This is a genomic window from Variovorax sp. GW821-FHT09B01 (assembly GCF_059418345.1).
This window is the reverse complement of the sequence record NZ_JBWKPQ010000015.1, coordinates 113,386-129,288: the sequence shown is the minus strand read 5'-3', so window position 1 is coordinate 129,288 and position 15,903 is coordinate 113,386. Positions and strand designations below refer to the sequence as shown.

The window sequence follows — 15,903 nt, the reverse complement described above, 5'->3', positions numbered from 1 at the left end:
GCCCGTGTTTCAAAAAGTTCTGATCGCCAACCGTGGCGAGATCGCGCTGCGGATCCTGCACACACTCAAGGGCATGGGGCTCGCCACCGTGGTGGCCCACCACGCGGTGGACGCCGATAGCCCGGCCGTGCTGGAGGCTGACGAGTCGGTCGAATTGCACGCCTTGACGCCCGTGGCGGCCTACCTCGATATCGCGCAGTTGGTTGAAGCGTGTCGGCGCAGTGGGGCACAGGCGCTGCATCCCGGTTACGGCTTCCTGTCTGAAAACACGGCGTTTGCGCGTGCGCTGGAAGCTGCTGGCATCGTCTTCATTGGCCCGCGTCCGGACAGCATCGAACTGATGGGCGACAAAGTGCGCGCGCGCAGCTTCGTCGCCCAACGCGGCTTTCCGGTGGCACCGAGCGCCATCGAGGACGATGACCCGGCCAGCTTCGTCGAGCGCGCCAGGGCGCTCGGCGCGCCGCTGCTGATCAAGCCTTCAGCCGGCGGTGGCGGCAAGGGCATGCGAATCGTGCGTGACCTCGCCGTGTTGGATCGCGAGATCGAGACCGCACGGCGCGAAGGTGAGCGCTATTTTGGCGACGGTCGGCTGTTTGTCGAGCGCTATGTGGAGCGCCCACGCCACATCGAGGTGCAGGTGATGGGCGACGCGCATGGCCAGTTGGTGCATTTCTGGGAGCGTGAATGTTCAGTGCAGCGACGCTTCCAGAAAATCATTGAAGAAACCCCCTCCCCGGCCCTTTCACCGGTGCAGCGCCACGATATTTGCGAAGCCGCAGCCGGCATTGCCCGCGCCGCCAACTATCGCGGCGCCGGCACCGTGGAGTTCATCTACGGCGCCGGTGGCGAGTTTTACTTTCTTGAGATGAACACGCGTCTGCAGGTCGAACACCCGGTCACCGAAATGGTGACGGGCTTTGACCTCGTTCGCGAACAGGTACGCGTCGCCCAGGGTGAGCCGCTCGGCTACACCCAGGCGGACATCGTGCAGCTTGGTCACGCCATCGAATGCAGGCTTTACGCCGAAGACGCCGAGCATGATTTTCGCCCCTCCACCGGTGACATCCTGTGCTGGCGACCACCCTCTGGTCCCGGCGTGCGGGTTGATGCCGGCGTGCGCGAAGGACAGGCGGTAACTGCCGCATTTGACCCCATGATCGCCAAAATTATTTGCCATGCAAACACGCGTGCACAGGCTATCGAACGCTCCATCCTGGCGCTTGAGCAATCGGTGCTGTTGGGTCTGACCACCAACGCACGCTACCTCACGCGGGTACTGCGCCATGCCGAGTTCCGTGCTGGGCAGGCCGACACCGGCATGCTGGCACGCTGCGCCGACGAGCTGCGCGAGTCTCTCACCCCCGATGACATCGACCTGGTACTGGCATCGGCGGTGCTCGCCGACCGCGAACTGTTGCGCGCCGTTCACTCCATTCCCGCGATGCACGCCGCCATGGGACCCTGGAGGAATTGACGATGCGCCGCCGCTATGTCATCAATGGCAAGGTCCATGACCTCGTGGTAACACGTGGAGCGAATGGCGTGTTCCACGTCAGCCATGGCGAACGCAAATTCGAGATGCAGGGGAAGACGCTGCCTGATGGCCGTTGGCGGGTCACCGTGGATCAGCGCCCGCAAGCCGTCAGGATCGCCGCGCAAGGCGACAGTCGATTCGTGCACAGTGCGGCCACCGGTGCCCTTGAAGTCGAGGTGATCGATCTCAGCGCAGCCTCCGGCGGCGACCGGGCCGGTGCCGCTTCCGACTTGCTGCAGGCGCCAATGCCCGGCACGGTGATCGCGGTTCATGTAGCAGCCGGCGATGCCGTGCACACGGGCCAACCGCTCATCGTGATCGAAAGCATGAAGCTGGAAACCACGCTGACGGCACCGCGCGACGCCCGGGTCAAGACTGTGCACTTTGCCGTTGGCAACACCTTCGCTCTCAAGTCCACCCTCGTGACGCTGCAAGACCCCTGAGAACCGATTGATGAAACGCATCGACTCCCGCATCGACACCGCATCCGAAGCGTTCCGGCGAAACCATCAAGCCATGAGCGCCATCGTCACGAGTTTTCGCGAGCGCATGGAAATCACGCGCCACCAACGTCCGCCGCATGAGATCAAGCGCGTGCGCGCGCAGGGCAAATTACTGGTACGTGAACGGCTGGACCTGCTACTAGATCCCGGTACGCCCTTTCTTGAGTTCTCGGCGCTGGCTGCCTGCGAGGACTACAACGGCGAGGTCCCGGGTGCCAATGTGGTCACTGGCCTGGGCGTGGTCAGTGGCCGCGAGGTGCTGATCCACGCCGACGATTCCAGCGTCAAGGGCGGTGTCTGGTACACGCTCACGCCACGCAAGCTGGCACGACTGCTGGACATCGCGCTGGAGAACCAGTTGCCGGTCCTGCATTTGTGCGACAGCGGCGGCGCCTTCCTTGAAGAACTGTCAGGCGTGTACATCGAGGGTGGCCGGGTGTTCCGCAACCAATGCCTGCTGTCCAAGGCCGGCGTGCCGCAGGTCGCGATGGTGTTCGGCCACTGCACCGCCGGCGGTGCCTACATCCCGGCGCTGTGCGATTACAGCATCATTGTGCGTGGCACCGGCGGCGTGTTCCTCGGCGGGCCACCGCTCGTGAAGGCCGCCACCGGTGAGGAGCACACCGCCGACGAGATCGGAGGCTGTGATTTACACACGCGGGTATCCGGCACGGTCGACTACCCCGCTGACAATGAGGCCCACGCCATCGCGATTTGCCGCGAGATCGTTGCGCAGTTCAAGCCCGCGACGAAAAGCTACCTGCCAGAACGCGATGCCGAGCCACCCTACTACGACCCCGACGAAATGCTGGGCATCGTCTCGCCCGACCACCGGGTGCAGTTTGACCAGCGCGAACTCATTGCCCGCATCGTCGACAGCAGCCGCTTCCACGAATACCAACCCGCTTATGGCACCACGCTGATCTGCGGCTACGCCTACATCTGGGGGTACCGCGTGGGCATCCTCGCCAACAACGGCGTGTTGTTCAGCGACAGTTCCAAGAAAGCGGCGCACTTCATCTCGCTGTGCAATCAGAACCGTACACCGCTCGTGTTTCTACAAAACACCACCGGCTACATGATCGGCCGCAACTACGAAATGGAAGGCATCACCAAGGACGGCGCCAAGATGTTGATGGCGCAGGCTGGCAGCGAGGTGCCCAAGTTCACCGTCATCACCAGCGCAGCTTTCGGTGCGGGCTATTACGGCATGTGCGGACGGGCGTGGGATCCACGGATGATCTGGGCCTGGCCGAACGTGCACATGGGGGTGATGGGCCCCGATCAGGCCGCCAACACCCTCGCCGACGTGAAAATCGCCCAGTTGCGCCGCAAGGGCCACACGCCCGATGAGGCCGAGATGGCGCAATTGCGCCAGCGCGTGTACGAAAAGGCCGAACGCGAATCCAACGCCTACTTTGCCACCTCGCGCTTGTGGGACGACGGTCTGCTGGCGCCCACTGACACCCGCAACGCACTGGGCATGGCACTCTCAGCCGCCGCACACGCCCCGATCGCCGACCCGCACTACGGAATTTTCCGATTCTGAAGGGACAACATGACAGAAGACACCACCTTCGGCTTCGACGATGAAGCCCTCGCAACCCGCCCCACCGTCTACCAGAGCGGACTCTTCGAAGGCCAGGTGGTGATGGTCAGCGGCGCCGGCAGCGGCATCGGCAAAGCCATCGCCTTCCTGTACGCGCGCCTGGGCGCCAAGCTGGTCATCTGCGGGCGCGACCCAGCCAAGCTAGAGAGCTGCGCCGAATGGCTGCGCCGGCTCGGCAGCCCTGATGTGCTGGTGCACCCCATGACGATCCGTGATCCCGAGCAGGTGGAACAGTTGATCGACGTGGCCTGGCTGCACTTCGGACGCATCGACGTGCTCGTCAACAACGCCGGCGGGCAATTCCCGCAGCGGGCGCTGGACTACAGCGTCAAGGGCTGGAAGGCGGTGATCGACACCAACCTGAACGGAACCTGGTACATGATGCATGCGATGGCGCGCCGCTGGCAGGGCACCGGCACGCGGGGCAACATCGTCAACATAGTCGCCACGTTCCAGCGGGGCATGCCGGGCGTGGCGCACACCTGCGCTGCGCGCGCCGCGGTGACTCACCTGTCTAAAACTGTTGCAGTGGAGTGGGCGCAGCATGGCATCCGCGTCAATTGCATAGCGCCTGGAGCGATCGCCAGCACCGGCTTTCGTCAGTACTCCCCCGAGGCGGTGAAGGCCTTCGCCGGAGCCAACCCGATGAAACATGTCGGTGACGTGCAGGACGTGGCCGAGGCCGCGGTCTACCTCAGCGCGCCCAGCGGCAAGTTCGTCACCGGCGAACTGCTCACGGTGGATGGCGGCGGCGTGCTCTGGGGCGAAGTCTGGACCATCGCCAAACCCGATTACTTCAAGGTGAACACATGAATTCGGCTGACTCGCAACACCCCAAGTTCGGCCCGGGCGACGAGGCCCTGGCCGCACTCCCGACGGTCTATCGCGACGACCTTTTCGCCGGCAAAGTGGTGCTGGTGTCGGGCGCCGGCAGTGGCATCGGCAAGGCGATTGCCTTCCTGTTCGCGCGGCTGGGTGCCACGCTCGCCATCTGCGGGCGCAAGGCCGACAAACTCGAGGACTGCGCCGAAAAACTGCGCGCGCTGTCGGGCCGTGAGGTATTCACCTACCCGATGACCATCCGCGACCCCGAGCAGGTGGACGCCATGCTCAGTGCCGTGTGGGAACGTTTGGGCGGCGTCGACGTGCTGGTCAACAACGCTGGCGGCCAGTTTGCCGCCCATGCGATGGACTTCAACGTCAAGGGCTGGAACGCGGTGATCGACACCAACCTCAATGGCAGCTGGTACATGATGCAGGGCGCGGCCAGGCGCTGGGTGGAGCAAGGCCGGCCCGGCAACATCGTCAACATCACCGCCGCCATCGACCGCGGCCTCACGGGCATGGCGCACACCACCGCCTCGCGCGCGGGCGTCATCGCGCTGTCGCGCACGCTGGCCATCGAGTGGGCAGAGCACGGCATCCGCCTGAACTGCATTGGCGCCGGCGCCATCGAGAGCAACGGTTTCAACAACTACCGCGAAGAAAACGTTTCCACTTTCTACTCGTGCAATCCGATGAAACGGGCCGGCGACGTGCAGGACATCGCGGAGGCGGTGGTCTACCTCGCCGCACCCTCGGGCAAGTTCATCACCGGCGAGGTACTCAACGTCGAAGGCGGGATGCTGCTGTGGGGCGAGTTCTGGCCAGCCGGAAAACCCGACTACTTCAAGGTCGATCAAGAGTGACCTCACAGCCCCCTCTTCCGTCGGCAACATACTCCCACGGGCCTTTTCAGCAGCTCGTCGGGTACGACATCCTGCACAACGAGCGCGGCCTGTATTTCCGGCTGCCGATCCGGCGCGACCACCTCAACCCCCACGGCGTGCTCCACGGCGGCGTGCCCCTGACCTTGCTCGATGCGGTCGGGGGCAGAACCCTGATCGACCGGCCGATCCCGGGCAGCGGCCAGCTCATCCAGTCGTCGGTAACGGTCACGCTCACCGTGGATTTCATGCGTGCGGTCGGCACAGGAATCCTGTTTGCATCGGCAACGCCTGACCACATCGGCAAGACGCTGGCCTATGTGTCGGTGAAGGTCACGCTCGACGCACTCGACGGAGACATCGTGTCGCGCGGCATCGGCACCTACCGCATCTACACCAAGTCACTGGTCAAAGCGGTCTGATCGGTGCTCGGCGGAGACCGCCCGGCAAAGCACTGCCGCTCAATGCAAATGATCATCGGGCGGCGGAAGGATTTTCAGCTCGCGGTTGATGCGTTCGATTTGGTCGGGCTGAAACTGCGTCGAATGCCTGTGGTCCGTTTTCCCCAGCCCCCACCATTCTTCGACTACAAGAGTTCGTCGTCGTGTTCGCCAATGAACGGTGCGGGGCCTGGGCGATCAGTCACCGTCCGGCTGAACCTTGGTGCCGGCGAAGGTTGGAGCACGCCGTCTCGCTCAAAGAAAGTGCCGCGCGCGCTGTTGTGTGGATGATGTGCAGCCTCTTCCAGAGTCAGCACCGGCGCAAAGCACACGTCGGTCCCTTCCAGCAACGCACACCAGTGCGTGCTCGGCTGGGAGCGGAAGATGTCGGTGACCTGGCGTTTGAGTGTCGGCCAGACGGCCGGATCGCGTTGCCGTTGAAACTCGGGATCGCTGATGCCCAGCTTCTCCAGCAGCAGCACATAGAATTGGGGTTCCAGTGATGCGATCGAGATCCATTTCCCGTCAGCGCACTCATAGGTGTCGTAGAAATGCGATCCGCCATCCAACAGGTTGGCCTGCCGCTCATTCTTCCACATTCCCAGCGCCTTGAGGTCGCAGACGATGGAGGTCAGCAGCGCAGCGCCGTCGGTGATCGCAGCATCGACCACCTGACCATGGCCAGAGGAGCGCGCTTCAAGCAAAGCGCAAACGATGCCAAAGGCTAGAATCATGCCGCCGCCGCCCAGGTCGCCAACCATCGCCGGCGGCGCTACTGGCCCGCCGTCCGAGCGGCCAATCATGCTAAGCGCGCCCGACAGCGCAATGTAGTTGATGTCATGCCCGGCGGCCTGCGCGAGCGGGCCGTCCTGACCCCAGCCGGTCATGCGTCCGTAGACGAGTCGCGGGTGGCGTGCCAGCAGCACGTCCGGGCCCAATCCCAGCCGCTCCATCACGCCCGGGCGAAAACCCTCGATGATTGCGTCGGCCCCGTCGACCAGCTCCAGCACCCGCTGTACGTCTGCGGGTGACTTCAGATCGACCGCCACCGAACGCCGGCCGCGGTGCAGCACGCTGCGCCGACCACTGGCCAGGAAGGCGCCTTCCCCGCGGTCTTTGCCCTTGTCGGCCTTGCGGTCCAGGCGGATCACATCCGCACCCATGTCGGACAGCATCATCGCGCAGAACGGTCCGGGGCCGATGCCGCCGAACTCGATAACTTTCAACCCCTGCAAGGGACCACTCATTTGTCGTTACTCCTGAAACTGAATTTGAACCACAAGCCAGCCGTTTGTTACCCCAGCCAGCGCTTGCGCCGCTTGTAGTGCTTGACCTCTCGGAAACTCTTGCGCACCCCCTCGCGGTCCAGGCCGAGATAAAACTCGCGCACATCCTCGTTGTCGCGGAGTTCCTGGGCCTGCCCCTCCAGCACGATGCGACCGCTCTCCATGACATAACCATAGTCGGCGATCTCCAGGGCCACGCGTGTGTTTTGTTCGACGATGAGCAGCGACAGCCCCTGCTCACGCAGGTGGCGCAGCACGCTGAAGACTTCCTCGACCATGCGCGGCGCCAGCCCGAGTGACGGCTCGTCGATCAGCATGAGTTTCGGCTCGGCCATGATCGCGCGCCCGATCACCAGCATTTGCTGCTCGCCGCCCGACAGATAACCGGCCGTGCGTTTTCGCAGGTCGGCCAGGCGCGGAATCGCTTCGTACACGCTGTCCATCGCCCGGCGCATCGCCTGCGCCGATGGAAACATGTGGCCGCCGATGATGAGGTTTTGCTCGACCGTCATGTGCTGCAGCACGCGCCGGCCTTCCATCACATGAACCAGACCACCGCGCACCACGGTCGCCGGGTCGTGCCCCTGAATCGGTCGGCCGTCGAAGGTGATCGTCCCCCCTGAGACGCGGCCATCTTCCGAGTCAATGACGCCGGAGATGGCCTTGAGGGTGGTGCTCTTGCCTGCGCCGTTGGCGCCCAGCAGCGCCACACATCCGCCTTCGGGGACCTGCATCGACATGCCCTTGAGCGCCAGGATCACCTCGGCATACAGCACCTCGACGTTGGACAGCGTCAGCACCGCCGGATTGGCGGCCGCATCGGGCGTGGTCCGTTGATCCGGTGCTGCAGCAAGGGCTGAATTCACCATTTGGGCACCATTGGGACGGCCACATCGCCCGCCGCCCGAACGACCTTGCCGTCCTTCATGGTCACGATGTTGACCTTGGCGGTGCCGGTGGGGAAGGGGTTGTCGTTGCTGAAGTCCGCGCCTGGCAGTATGCCCATCAGGTCGTTGCTGGTGAACTGGCTGTTCATCAAGGTCTCGCGCACGGATTCACCGGTGACTTTGCCGGCGCCCTTGGCCTTGATGGTGGCTTCAATCGCGCGCACGGCCACGATGGTTTGTCCAAGACCCATGATGGTCATGGCATTCCAGGTCGATTTCAGGCCGTGCTTTTCCTGCAACATGCTGTAGAACTCGCGTGCGGTCGAGTCACTTTCGCTGGCATCGGCGATGGCACCCACCTCGAAATCACCGGCAAAGCCGTTCGGGTCGCCCAGTGCCTTGGATGATCCCACCAAGCTGTTGTGCAGCGAGAGCATGATCGGGACGTTTTTACCCAACGCCTGCAGCGCACGCTTGGTGGCCACGGCCTGCGCGGTGTTGGTCTGGATCACGATCACGTCGGTGCCAGCGTTGACCAAGCGACGCACTGCCAGGGTCACGTCGGCCGGTTGCACTTCGGTCCAGACCGCCTCGACGAAGGTGGCTTTGTCCGGGTTGGCCTTGGTGTAGCTTTGCAGGCCCTTGGCCATGTCGGCATAAGCGGGGGTGGCTTCGGAGGTGATGATCGCAACCTTGACAGGGCGCTTGCCATCGAGTTTGGTGGTGCGGAACCATTCCAGGAATCCGCCCGCCTCATGGGCGTAGGTGGGGCGCAGGTTCAGGGCCCATTGGTTGGGTTTCCAGCCGAAGCCGTAGGTGGCGGTGCTCATGAGCATGGGGATCTTGTCTTCCGGCAAGCGTTGCTGCAGCGCGGCGGCATCCGGGCCGCCGAGGCCGAGCAGGAGCGCGGGTTTGACTTCGGCCTTGATGCCGGGCCACAGGCTGGCGGTTTGAGCCACGTCGTAGCGCGTGTCGAAGGTTTTGACGACGATCTGCACGTTGAGCTTGCTACCGACTTCCTTGTTCCACCACTCGATCACGGCGAGTCGCCCGCCTTGCATCTGTGGCATGACGTTGGCGTAGGGGCCGGCGAAGTCGGCAAAGGCGGCCACGTTGATCGTCGTCGTTTGCGCGTGGGCGGGCGCGTTCAGCAGCAGGCCAGTGGCCAGGGCGGTCGTGAGTTTCAGAAAGGTTTTGCGTTGCATGCTTGTCTCCAGTTGTGGTGGTGGTGAGGAAAAGGGGCGGGGGGAATTGCGACTCGCTGTGCCGGGCGGGCTCAGTGGTGAAACGGCCAGAGCCGGTAGTTGGCTTTCAGGATGTTCCAGCGGTGCATCAGGCCTTTCGGTTCAAGCAGCAGGAACAGCGTGATGATGAGGCCGAGAAACACATTCATGCTGGCGAAGATCAGGTCGCTGCTCAGGCTGGGAATTCGCTCGACCAGGTCGGGGCCCAGACTGGTGATGACTTCTTGGACGCCCCGGATGAGCACGGTGCCGATCAGTGCCCCGACGATCGAACCGAGCCCGCCGACGATCATCATGGCAATGAACCAGATCGAGTTGAACAGCGTGAACTGGTCGACCGAGACGAAGCGCACCTGGTAGGCCCACAGGGCACCGCCGATGCCAGCGTAAAAAGCGCCGAGCACAAAGGCGCGCGACTTGGCGCCGGCCACGTCGATGCCCATCATGCCGGCGGCCACATCGTCGTCGCGCACGGCGACGAAGGCGCGCCCGTGGCGGCTGCGCAGGATGCCGAAAGCGCCGAATACCATCACCATGGTGACGACAAGAAACAGGTAATACAGAGAACGGTCGGTGTTGAACAAAAATGTGCCCAGCCTCGCAGGCTCCAGGCTGAAACCATTGACGCCGCCGAGCCAGGATGAGGGCAGGTTCAGGACAACGAAGTGGAAGATGAACTGGGCCGCGATGGTGGTCAGTGCGAGGTAGAAACCCTTGATGCGTTTCGCTGTCATGCCGAACAGCCAACCGGCCAGCGCAGCCACCAGGCCGGCAACCGGCACTGCCACCCAAAACGGCAGCCCGGCCTTGACCTCGACCACACTGGCGGCGTAGGCACCGACCCCCATGAAGGCAGCCTGGCCCAGGTTGATCTGCCCGGCGTAGCCGGTGGTGATTTGCAGCCCGACCACCACGATGGACGTGACCAGCATCAGGTTGGCTACGGCTACCAGACGCTCCGAGGCGAACCAGGGGAGGATCAGCAGAATGACAATGAACAGCGCCAGGGTGACCCACTGGGCGCGCGTGCGGATCAGCGCGCGGTCGCGCGCATAGCTGGTGGAAAAAATGCCGGATGGATCCATGGGTCAGACTCTTTCAATGCGTTTCCAGCCGAACATGCCGGTCGGACGAATAACCAGCACCACCAGCATGAAGATATAGGGGACGACGGCAGCGGCACTGCCACCGATCAGCGGGTCGATGTAGGCGGCGGTCAGTCCCTGCACGACCCCGACGATGATGCCCGCCAGCAGCAGGCCGCCGATGGATTCGAGCCCTGCCAGCAGGGCCACCGGCAGGGCGGCGAAGCCGATTTCGGAGGACAGGAATGTCAGCGACTTGCCGCTCAGGTAGACCATCGAGGTGATGACCGACAGCACACCGCTTAGCGCCCAGGCGAAGGCGATGGAGCGGCGCACGCTAATGCCCATGGCCAGAGCGATCTGGTGATCCTCGGCCACCGCCGCCATCGCCAGCCCGGTGCGGCTGCGGTTGAAGAACCAGTGCAGCGCCACAGCCGCCACCACCGCGATGAGGCCACCGATGGCAAGCGAGCGCGGGATGATCATCTCGCCCAGGATGATGGGCGTGAGGGGAAAGATGGCGGGGAACTGGCGCTCCTGCGGGCCCCAGATCACCAGCACCAGTCCGCGCATCAGGATCAGCAACCCGATGGTGACCATGATCATCGAGAACACCGACTCGCCAATCAGCCGCCTGAACAACAGGCGTTCAATCGCCAGCCCGATGAGCACCGAAATGCCCAGTGCAACGGCGATGCCCAGCGCCGGATGCATGCCGCGCGACTGGATCGCCCACCACAGCAGGAAGGCGCCCAGCACGATCATCTCGCCGATCGCCATGTTGAAGACCTTGCTGGCGCGGTAGATGACGACAAAGCCCATTGCCACCAGCGAATACAGCAGGCCGAGCAGCGCGCCGTTGATGGTGTAGTTGATGAATTCGATGATCATGGGGTGTGTGTTCCTTCAATGTCGGTGGCCACCACGGTTGCGCGCAACGCGCCTTGGCGGCCGTCCTGGTAGGTCACGGCTATTTCGCAGGCAATGTCGGCGACACCTGCATACAGTCCGTCAATCAGAGCTCCATAGCGCACCTCGAGAAACTCTCGGCGCAGCTTGCGCGTGCGGGTGAGTTCGCCTTCGTCGGGATCGAGCTCCTTCGGAAAATTGGCGAAGCGCACCACCCGCGAGCTTTCTGGCAGCAGTTTGTTGATGCGGCGGATTTCGCCCTGCACCAGTTGCCGCACCTCGGGCCGTTGCGACAGGTCGGTGAAGGTGGAGAATGCGATGCGCCGCTCCTCGGCCCAGCGGCTGGTCACCGCCATGTCGATGTTGATCAGCGCGCCAACCCAGGGCCGGGTGGCGTCGCCCAGCACCATCACGTCCTTGATGAAGGGCGAAAAGCGCAACCGCGTCTCGATGAACTGCGGGGGATACGAGTGACCGCTGGCGAGTTTGACCAGGTGTTCCACGCGGTCGAGGTACACGAGTTCTCCGCTCTCGGTCTTGCGCACTGCGTCACCGCTGACGTACCAGCCGTCGCGCTGGATGCTGGCGGTCTTGTCGAGCTTGCCCCAGTAGCCGAGAAAGCCGGTACCGCCGCGCAGCAGCAGCTCGCCGTTGTCCTCGATGCGCGATTCCAGCGGTGCGCCGAAGGCTGGGTCCACATCCAGCAGCGGGCCCACGGTTTCGAGGTCGTAGCGCTCGCCGCGGTGGCCAGCAATCAGACCAAACTCCGAGCAGCCATAAATATTGCGCAAATGGACGCCCATGGCGTGAAACAAACGAAACACGTCGGGCGCCATGGCGGTGCCGCCTGAAACCGCGACGTCGCTGCGAACAAAGCCGAACTGATCGCGCACCGGACGCAGGGCCAGCGCTTCGGCCACCGGCAGCAGCAGGCGCGACAGCCACGGTGCCGTGCGCCCTTCGAGCCGCGCCACATGCACGTCGTGGCCGATGCGGATGCCCCAGCGGTAGATGCCGCGCGCCATCCAACTCGCTGCGAGCATGCGCGCCTCGATGGTGGCGGCGATGTTCTCCCATTGGCGCGGGCCGAACAGCACGATGTGTGGCGCGAGTTCGCGCAAGTTCGGCAAGACCTGGTCGGGGCCCTCCGGGAAGTTGACCACCAGGGGCGTGATCAGCCCGAGGGTCACACCCAGCAACTGCTCGGTGATCCAGGCCAGCGGCGTGTAAGACAAATATTCCATGCCGGATTGCAGCGGCAACGCGCTCCTCATCCGAACCGCGTTGTCCATCAGCCAACGGTGGCTGATCATCACGCCCTTGGGCTTGCTGGTGGTGCCGGAGGTGTAGGTCAGTAGCGCCAGATCGTCCGCCTGGCCGGCGTTGACTTCACGTTCGAAGCGCAGCGGGTGCTTCTCGTGCTGACGCCGACCTTCAGCGGTCAGGTCATCAAAGGATTGCAGCAGCGGATGCCGGTACGACCACATGCCCGAGTTGTCCCAGTAGGCGATGCCCTGGATATCAGGCAGTCGCTCCAGCAGCGCGAGCGCCTTGTCAACCTGCTCCTGATCCTGCGCGAAGATGAAACGGGCCTTTGAATCCTCGCACAGGTAATGCAATTCGTCGACGGTGGCATCCGGGTAAACCGACACGGTTTTGGCGCCCAGTGACTGGGCCGCAAACAGCGCCCAGTAATGCTCGGGTTCGTTCTCGCCGATCACGATCACGGTTTCGCCGCGCTGCAGGCCCTGCGCCGCCGCGCCAAGCGCAATGCTGCGCGTTCGATCAAACACGTCGGCCCATGTATGGCAGCGCCACATACCTTTGCGCTTGACGCGCTGCGCCAGCAACTGGGGATGTTCCCGGGCGTGGGCGAACAACTTCTGCGGCAGGGTCATGACGACTTCCGGGGCGGGGTCGTTCGCACTCATGCCGCAGCTCCCAAGTAGGCCTGGATCACGGCCGGGTCGGCCTGCACTTGTGCTGGCGTGCCGTCGGCGATCTTGCGGCCAAAGTCGAGCACCGCCACGCGGTCTGCCAGATCCATGACCACCCCCATGTCGTGCTCCACCAGCACAACCGGGATGCGCTTGGCCTCGCGCACGTCTATGATGAAACGGGCCAAATCTTCTTTTTCTTCGGTGTTCATGCCGGCCATGGGTTCATCCATTAACAGAACCTTGGGTTTCATCGCCAACGCACGGCCCAGGTCAACGCGCTTGCGAAGACCGTAGCCGAGTGCGCCTACCGGCTGGTGGCGGATATTCTCAATTTCAAGGAAGTCGATGATTTCCTCGACTGCTTCCCGATGCAGCGTTTCTTCACGCTGGGTCCAGGGAAAGTAGAGAAATGCCTGCGCCAGATTTGATCGCATCTGGCTGTAGCGGCCGACCAGGATGTTGTCGATCACGCTCATGTTGGAGAACAAATGGGTGCCCTGAAAAGTGCGCACCACACCATCGCGCGCGATCTCATGCACCGCGCGGCCTTTGATGTCTTGACCACGGTAGTGCACGCTGCCTTGTTGCGGCAGGTAAAAGCCGCTGAGCACATTCATCAGCGAGCTCTTGCCTGCGCCGTTGGGTCCAATGATGGCCAGCAGCTCGTTGTCACGCACATCGATGGCGACCTCGGCCAGCGCGGTGACACCGCCAAAGCGCAAGGTGATGTCCCGCGCCTGCAGCACCGAAGCCTCGCTGGACGGGCTATTCAAGGAGTTAGAGGTCATGGGTTAGGAGAAGGCGTTGATACCGGTCAGGGCGCGGCCAATGATGAGTTTCTGGATTTCGGTGGTGCCGTCGGGAATCGGCATCATGCGGGCGTTTCTGAACAACAGTTCAACGCCGAAGTCTTTGGTGATGCCGTTGCCGCCATGAATCTGCAATGCTTTCGACGCGACGTTGACCGCTATCTCGGTCGCGTACCACTTGGCCATGGCGCTTTGCACCTCGCTGCGCACGCCATGGTCGATCAGGTTGAACGCGCGGTAGACCAGCAATCGCGCGGCGTCGAGTTCGGTGGCCGCCTCGGCCAGCATGCCCTGGATCAATTGATGACCACCGATCGGCTTGCCATGCTGGCGGCGTTCCTTCGAATAGGCCACCGCCTTGTCGAGTGCCGCCTGGGCGATACCGATCGAAGTCATGCCGACCATGGGACGCGCCTTCTCGAACAGCACCATGGTGTTCTTCAGACCGGTGCCGGGTTCAATCATCATGTTCTCGGCCGGTACGCGAGCGCCGTCGAAGAACAGTTGTGCGGTTGACGTGCTGTTGAGCCCCAGCTTGTCGATGTTGCGGCTTTCGTAGCCGTGTTCGGCGCGGTCCACCAGGATCATCGAGATGGCGCCCGAACCTTCTTGTGAGGTGCGCACGATGACCATGCAAAAGTCGGAGTAGTGGCCGTTGGATATCCAGGTTTTCTCCCCGGTGACAATGTAGTGGTCGCCATCGCGCTGGGCACGGCAGGTGACTTCAGCCACGTTGGAGCCGACCCCGGGCTCGCTGATGCCGCTGCAGGCAATGATTTCGGCGCGTACCATGCGTGGCAAATATTTCTCACGCATGGCCACGTTCGTGCAGACCTCCAGCGAATAGGCGCCGAGCTGCTGAATCAACAGCGAGATTGCCACGTCGCCGGAAATGCGCGCGAGTTGCTCATACATCAGTGCATAGGTGAGCCAGGGCATGCCCAGACCACCATGTTCCTCGGCAATGATGCCGTTGCCGCCCATGCCGTAGGGCAGCATCTTCTGGAAGATCTCCAGCATCACCTCTTTTTCAATTAGCTTGTCGGGCTGGTAGCGTTCGACAATCGGACGCAGTTCGGTCTCCAGGAAGCGAGTGAAGCCTTCCACGGCCATGCGCTGTTCTTCGGTGGGGAGGAAATTCATGGTGCTGGTCTCGGTGTGTTGTCGGTCTCGTTCAGCGAGTGCTCATGCGTGCACCGGCATCAATGTGCAAACAGGTCGCGTTGATATAGGGGTTCTCGACGATGGAACGCACCAGGTGGGCCAGCTCGCCGGCTTGACCCATGCGGCGCGGGAACAGAATCATGCGGTCAACGATGGCCTGTGCGACCTTCTTTGGCAGGCCCGCGACCATTGGCGTTTCGAACAAGCCCGGCGCAACCGCTACGCAGCGGATGCCCAGACCGGCCAGGTCCCGTGCCACCGGCAGCGTGAGGCCGATCACCCCGGCCTTGCTGGCGGCGTAGGCCGCCTGTCCCATCTGGCCGTCCTGTGCGGCACCGGACGACAGGTTAATGATGACGCCGCGCTCATCACCCTCAGGCTCATTGCGCGCCATCGCCACGGCTGCCAGGCGCAGCACGTTGAAAGTGCCGGTCAGGTTGACGGCAATCACCTTGTCCCACAGTGCCAGGGGAAAGGGTTTTCCATCGGCCACGGTCTTGGCTGCGTCGGGCACGCCAGCGCAGTTGATGCAAATGTGAATGGCGCCAAAACGGGCCAGGGTTGCGTCGATGCCCGCCTGCACCTGTGACTCACTGGTGACATCTACCTGCTCGAACATGGCGGCAGAACCCAGTTCGGTGGCTGCCTGTACACCACGCTCGCTGTCGCGGTCGAACAATGACACCCGTGCGCCGCCTGCGGCGAGCGCATCAACCACCGCGCGCCCCAAGCCTGAAGCACCACCTGTGATGATGGCCACCTTGTCATGCAGAATCATTTTTGTCCT

15 protein-coding genes are annotated in these 15,903 nt (G+C 63.2%); 6 read left to right on the top strand and 9 right to left on the bottom strand.

The window, feature by feature from the left end; translation table 11 throughout:
- Window positions 1-4 precede the first annotated feature (4 nt).
- The 6 genes from AC07RV_RS31345 to AC07RV_RS31320 are packed head-to-tail and all read left to right on the top strand — an operon-like array spanning window position 5 to window position 5,774.
- Window positions 5-1,474 carry an acetyl-CoA carboxylase biotin carboxylase subunit gene (locus AC07RV_RS31345; protein WP_182118910.1) on the top strand — a complete coding sequence of 490 codons (1,470 nt, stop codon included), beginning with the start codon at window positions 5-7 and terminating at the stop codon, window positions 1,472-1,474.
- A gap of 2 nt (window positions 1,475-1,476) precedes the next feature.
- A complete protein-coding gene (locus AC07RV_RS31340) occupies window positions 1,477-1,977 on the top strand; it encodes a biotin/lipoyl-containing protein (protein ID WP_204734802.1) in 501 nt (166 codons plus the stop codon).
- Between the two features lie 10 nt (window positions 1,978-1,987).
- Window positions 1,988-3,586 (top strand): acyl-CoA carboxylase subunit beta, encoded by a 1,599-nt coding sequence (locus AC07RV_RS31335; RefSeq protein ID WP_492714931.1) that lies wholly within the window; start codon window positions 1,988-1,990, stop codon window positions 3,584-3,586.
- A gap of 9 nt (window positions 3,587-3,595) precedes the next feature.
- Window positions 3,596-4,459 carry an SDR family oxidoreductase gene (locus tag AC07RV_RS31330; RefSeq protein WP_008905438.1) on the top strand — a complete coding sequence of 288 codons (864 nt, stop codon included), beginning with the start codon at window positions 3,596-3,598 and terminating at the stop codon, window positions 4,457-4,459.
- Window positions 4,456-5,334 carry an SDR family oxidoreductase gene (locus tag AC07RV_RS31325; protein ID WP_008905437.1) on the top strand — a complete coding sequence of 293 codons (879 nt, stop codon included), beginning with the start codon at window positions 4,456-4,458 and terminating at the stop codon, window positions 5,332-5,334. Before AC07RV_RS31330 ends, AC07RV_RS31325 begins: the two co-directional genes overlap by 4 nt.
- On the top strand, window positions 5,331-5,774 hold the full coding sequence (locus AC07RV_RS31320; RefSeq protein ID WP_182118908.1) for a PaaI family thioesterase: 444 nt from the start codon (window positions 5,331-5,333) through the stop codon (window positions 5,772-5,774). Before AC07RV_RS31325 ends, AC07RV_RS31320 begins: the two co-directional genes overlap by 4 nt.
- A gap of 164 nt (window positions 5,775-5,938) precedes the next feature.
- On the opposite strand, the gene AC07RV_RS31315 is transcribed toward AC07RV_RS31320, so the two are convergent.
- From AC07RV_RS31315 to AC07RV_RS31275, 9 genes are all read right to left on the bottom strand, one after another.
- Complete coding sequence (locus tag AC07RV_RS31315; protein WP_204734803.1) at window positions 5,939-7,039, bottom strand: CaiB/BaiF CoA transferase family protein; 1,101 nt, start codon at window positions 7,037-7,039, stop codon at window positions 5,939-5,941.
- 47 nt (window positions 7,040-7,086) lie between these two features.
- Window positions 7,087-7,947 (bottom strand): ABC transporter ATP-binding protein, encoded by an 861-nt coding sequence (locus AC07RV_RS31310; protein ID WP_204734804.1) that lies wholly within the window; start codon window positions 7,945-7,947, stop codon window positions 7,087-7,089.
- Entirely contained in the window at window positions 7,941-9,170 is a 1,230-nt protein-coding gene (locus tag AC07RV_RS31305) for an ABC transporter substrate-binding protein (protein WP_182118907.1), read from the bottom strand. Before AC07RV_RS31305 ends, AC07RV_RS31310 begins: the two co-directional genes overlap by 7 nt.
- Window positions 9,171-9,241: 71 nt before the next feature.
- A complete protein-coding gene (locus tag AC07RV_RS31300; RefSeq protein WP_008905432.1) occupies window positions 9,242-10,294 on the bottom strand; it encodes a branched-chain amino acid ABC transporter permease in 1,053 nt (350 codons plus the stop codon).
- A 3-nt stretch (window positions 10,295-10,297) separates the two neighbouring features.
- Complete coding sequence (locus AC07RV_RS31295) at window positions 10,298-11,185, bottom strand: branched-chain amino acid ABC transporter permease (protein ID WP_204734805.1); 888 nt, start codon at window positions 11,183-11,185, stop codon at window positions 10,298-10,300.
- Window positions 11,182-13,134, bottom strand: coding sequence for an AMP-dependent synthetase/ligase (locus tag AC07RV_RS31290; RefSeq protein ID WP_310309232.1), 1,953 nt, complete (start codon window positions 13,132-13,134; stop codon window positions 11,182-11,184). Before AC07RV_RS31290 ends, AC07RV_RS31295 begins: the two co-directional genes overlap by 4 nt.
- Window positions 13,131-13,931, bottom strand: coding sequence for an ABC transporter ATP-binding protein (locus AC07RV_RS31285; protein ID WP_182118906.1), 801 nt, complete (start codon window positions 13,929-13,931; stop codon window positions 13,131-13,133). Before AC07RV_RS31285 ends, AC07RV_RS31290 begins: the two co-directional genes overlap by 4 nt.
- 3 nt (window positions 13,932-13,934) lie before the next feature.
- Window positions 13,935-15,095, bottom strand: coding sequence for an acyl-CoA dehydrogenase family protein (locus AC07RV_RS31280; protein WP_204734806.1), 1,161 nt, complete (start codon window positions 15,093-15,095; stop codon window positions 13,935-13,937).
- A gap of 31 nt (window positions 15,096-15,126) precedes the next feature.
- Entirely contained in the window at window positions 15,127-15,894 is a 768-nt protein-coding gene (locus AC07RV_RS31275; RefSeq protein WP_204734807.1) for an SDR family NAD(P)-dependent oxidoreductase, read from the bottom strand.
- Between the last annotated feature and the right edge of the window lie 9 nt (window positions 15,895-15,903).

Bases quoted from the DNA above. Each gene is read 5' to 3' on its own strand.
- AC07RV_RS31340 (WP_204734802.1), top strand. From the start codon at position 1,477: ATGCGCCGCCGCTATGTCATCAATGGCAAGGTCCATGACCTCGTGGTA.
- AC07RV_RS31335 (WP_492714931.1), top strand. From the start codon at position 1,988: ATGAAACGCATCGACTCCCGCATCGACACCGCATCCGAAGCGTTCCGG.
- AC07RV_RS31330 (WP_008905438.1), top strand. From the start codon at position 3,596: ATGACAGAAGACACCACCTTCGGCTTCGACGATGAAGCCCTCGCAACC.
- AC07RV_RS31325 (WP_008905437.1), top strand. From the start codon at position 4,456: ATGAATTCGGCTGACTCGCAACACCCCAAGTTCGGCCCGGGCGACGAG.
- AC07RV_RS31315 (WP_204734803.1), bottom strand. From the start codon at position 7,039: ATGAGTGGTCCCTTGCAGGGGTTGAAAGTTATCGAGTTCGGCGGCATC.
- AC07RV_RS31310 (WP_204734804.1), bottom strand. From the start codon at position 7,947: ATGGTGAATTCAGCCCTTGCTGCAGCACCGGATCAACGGACCACGCCC.
- AC07RV_RS31305 (WP_182118907.1), bottom strand. From the start codon at position 9,170: ATGCAACGCAAAACCTTTCTGAAACTCACGACCGCCCTGGCCACTGGC.
- AC07RV_RS31300 (WP_008905432.1), bottom strand. From the start codon at position 10,294: ATGGATCCATCCGGCATTTTTTCCACCAGCTATGCGCGCGACCGCGCG.
- AC07RV_RS31295 (WP_204734805.1), bottom strand. From the start codon at position 11,185: ATGATCATCGAATTCATCAACTACACCATCAACGGCGCGCTGCTCGGC.
- AC07RV_RS31290 (WP_310309232.1), bottom strand. From the start codon at position 13,134: ATGAGTGCGAACGACCCCGCCCCGGAAGTCGTCATGACCCTGCCGCAG.
- AC07RV_RS31285 (WP_182118906.1), bottom strand. From the start codon at position 13,931: ATGACCTCTAACTCCTTGAATAGCCCGTCCAGCGAGGCTTCGGTGCTG.
- AC07RV_RS31280 (WP_204734806.1), bottom strand. From the start codon at position 15,095: ATGAATTTCCTCCCCACCGAAGAACAGCGCATGGCCGTGGAAGGCTTC.
- AC07RV_RS31275 (WP_204734807.1), bottom strand. From the start codon at position 15,894: ATGATTCTGCATGACAAGGTGGCCATCATCACAGGTGGTGCTTCAGGC.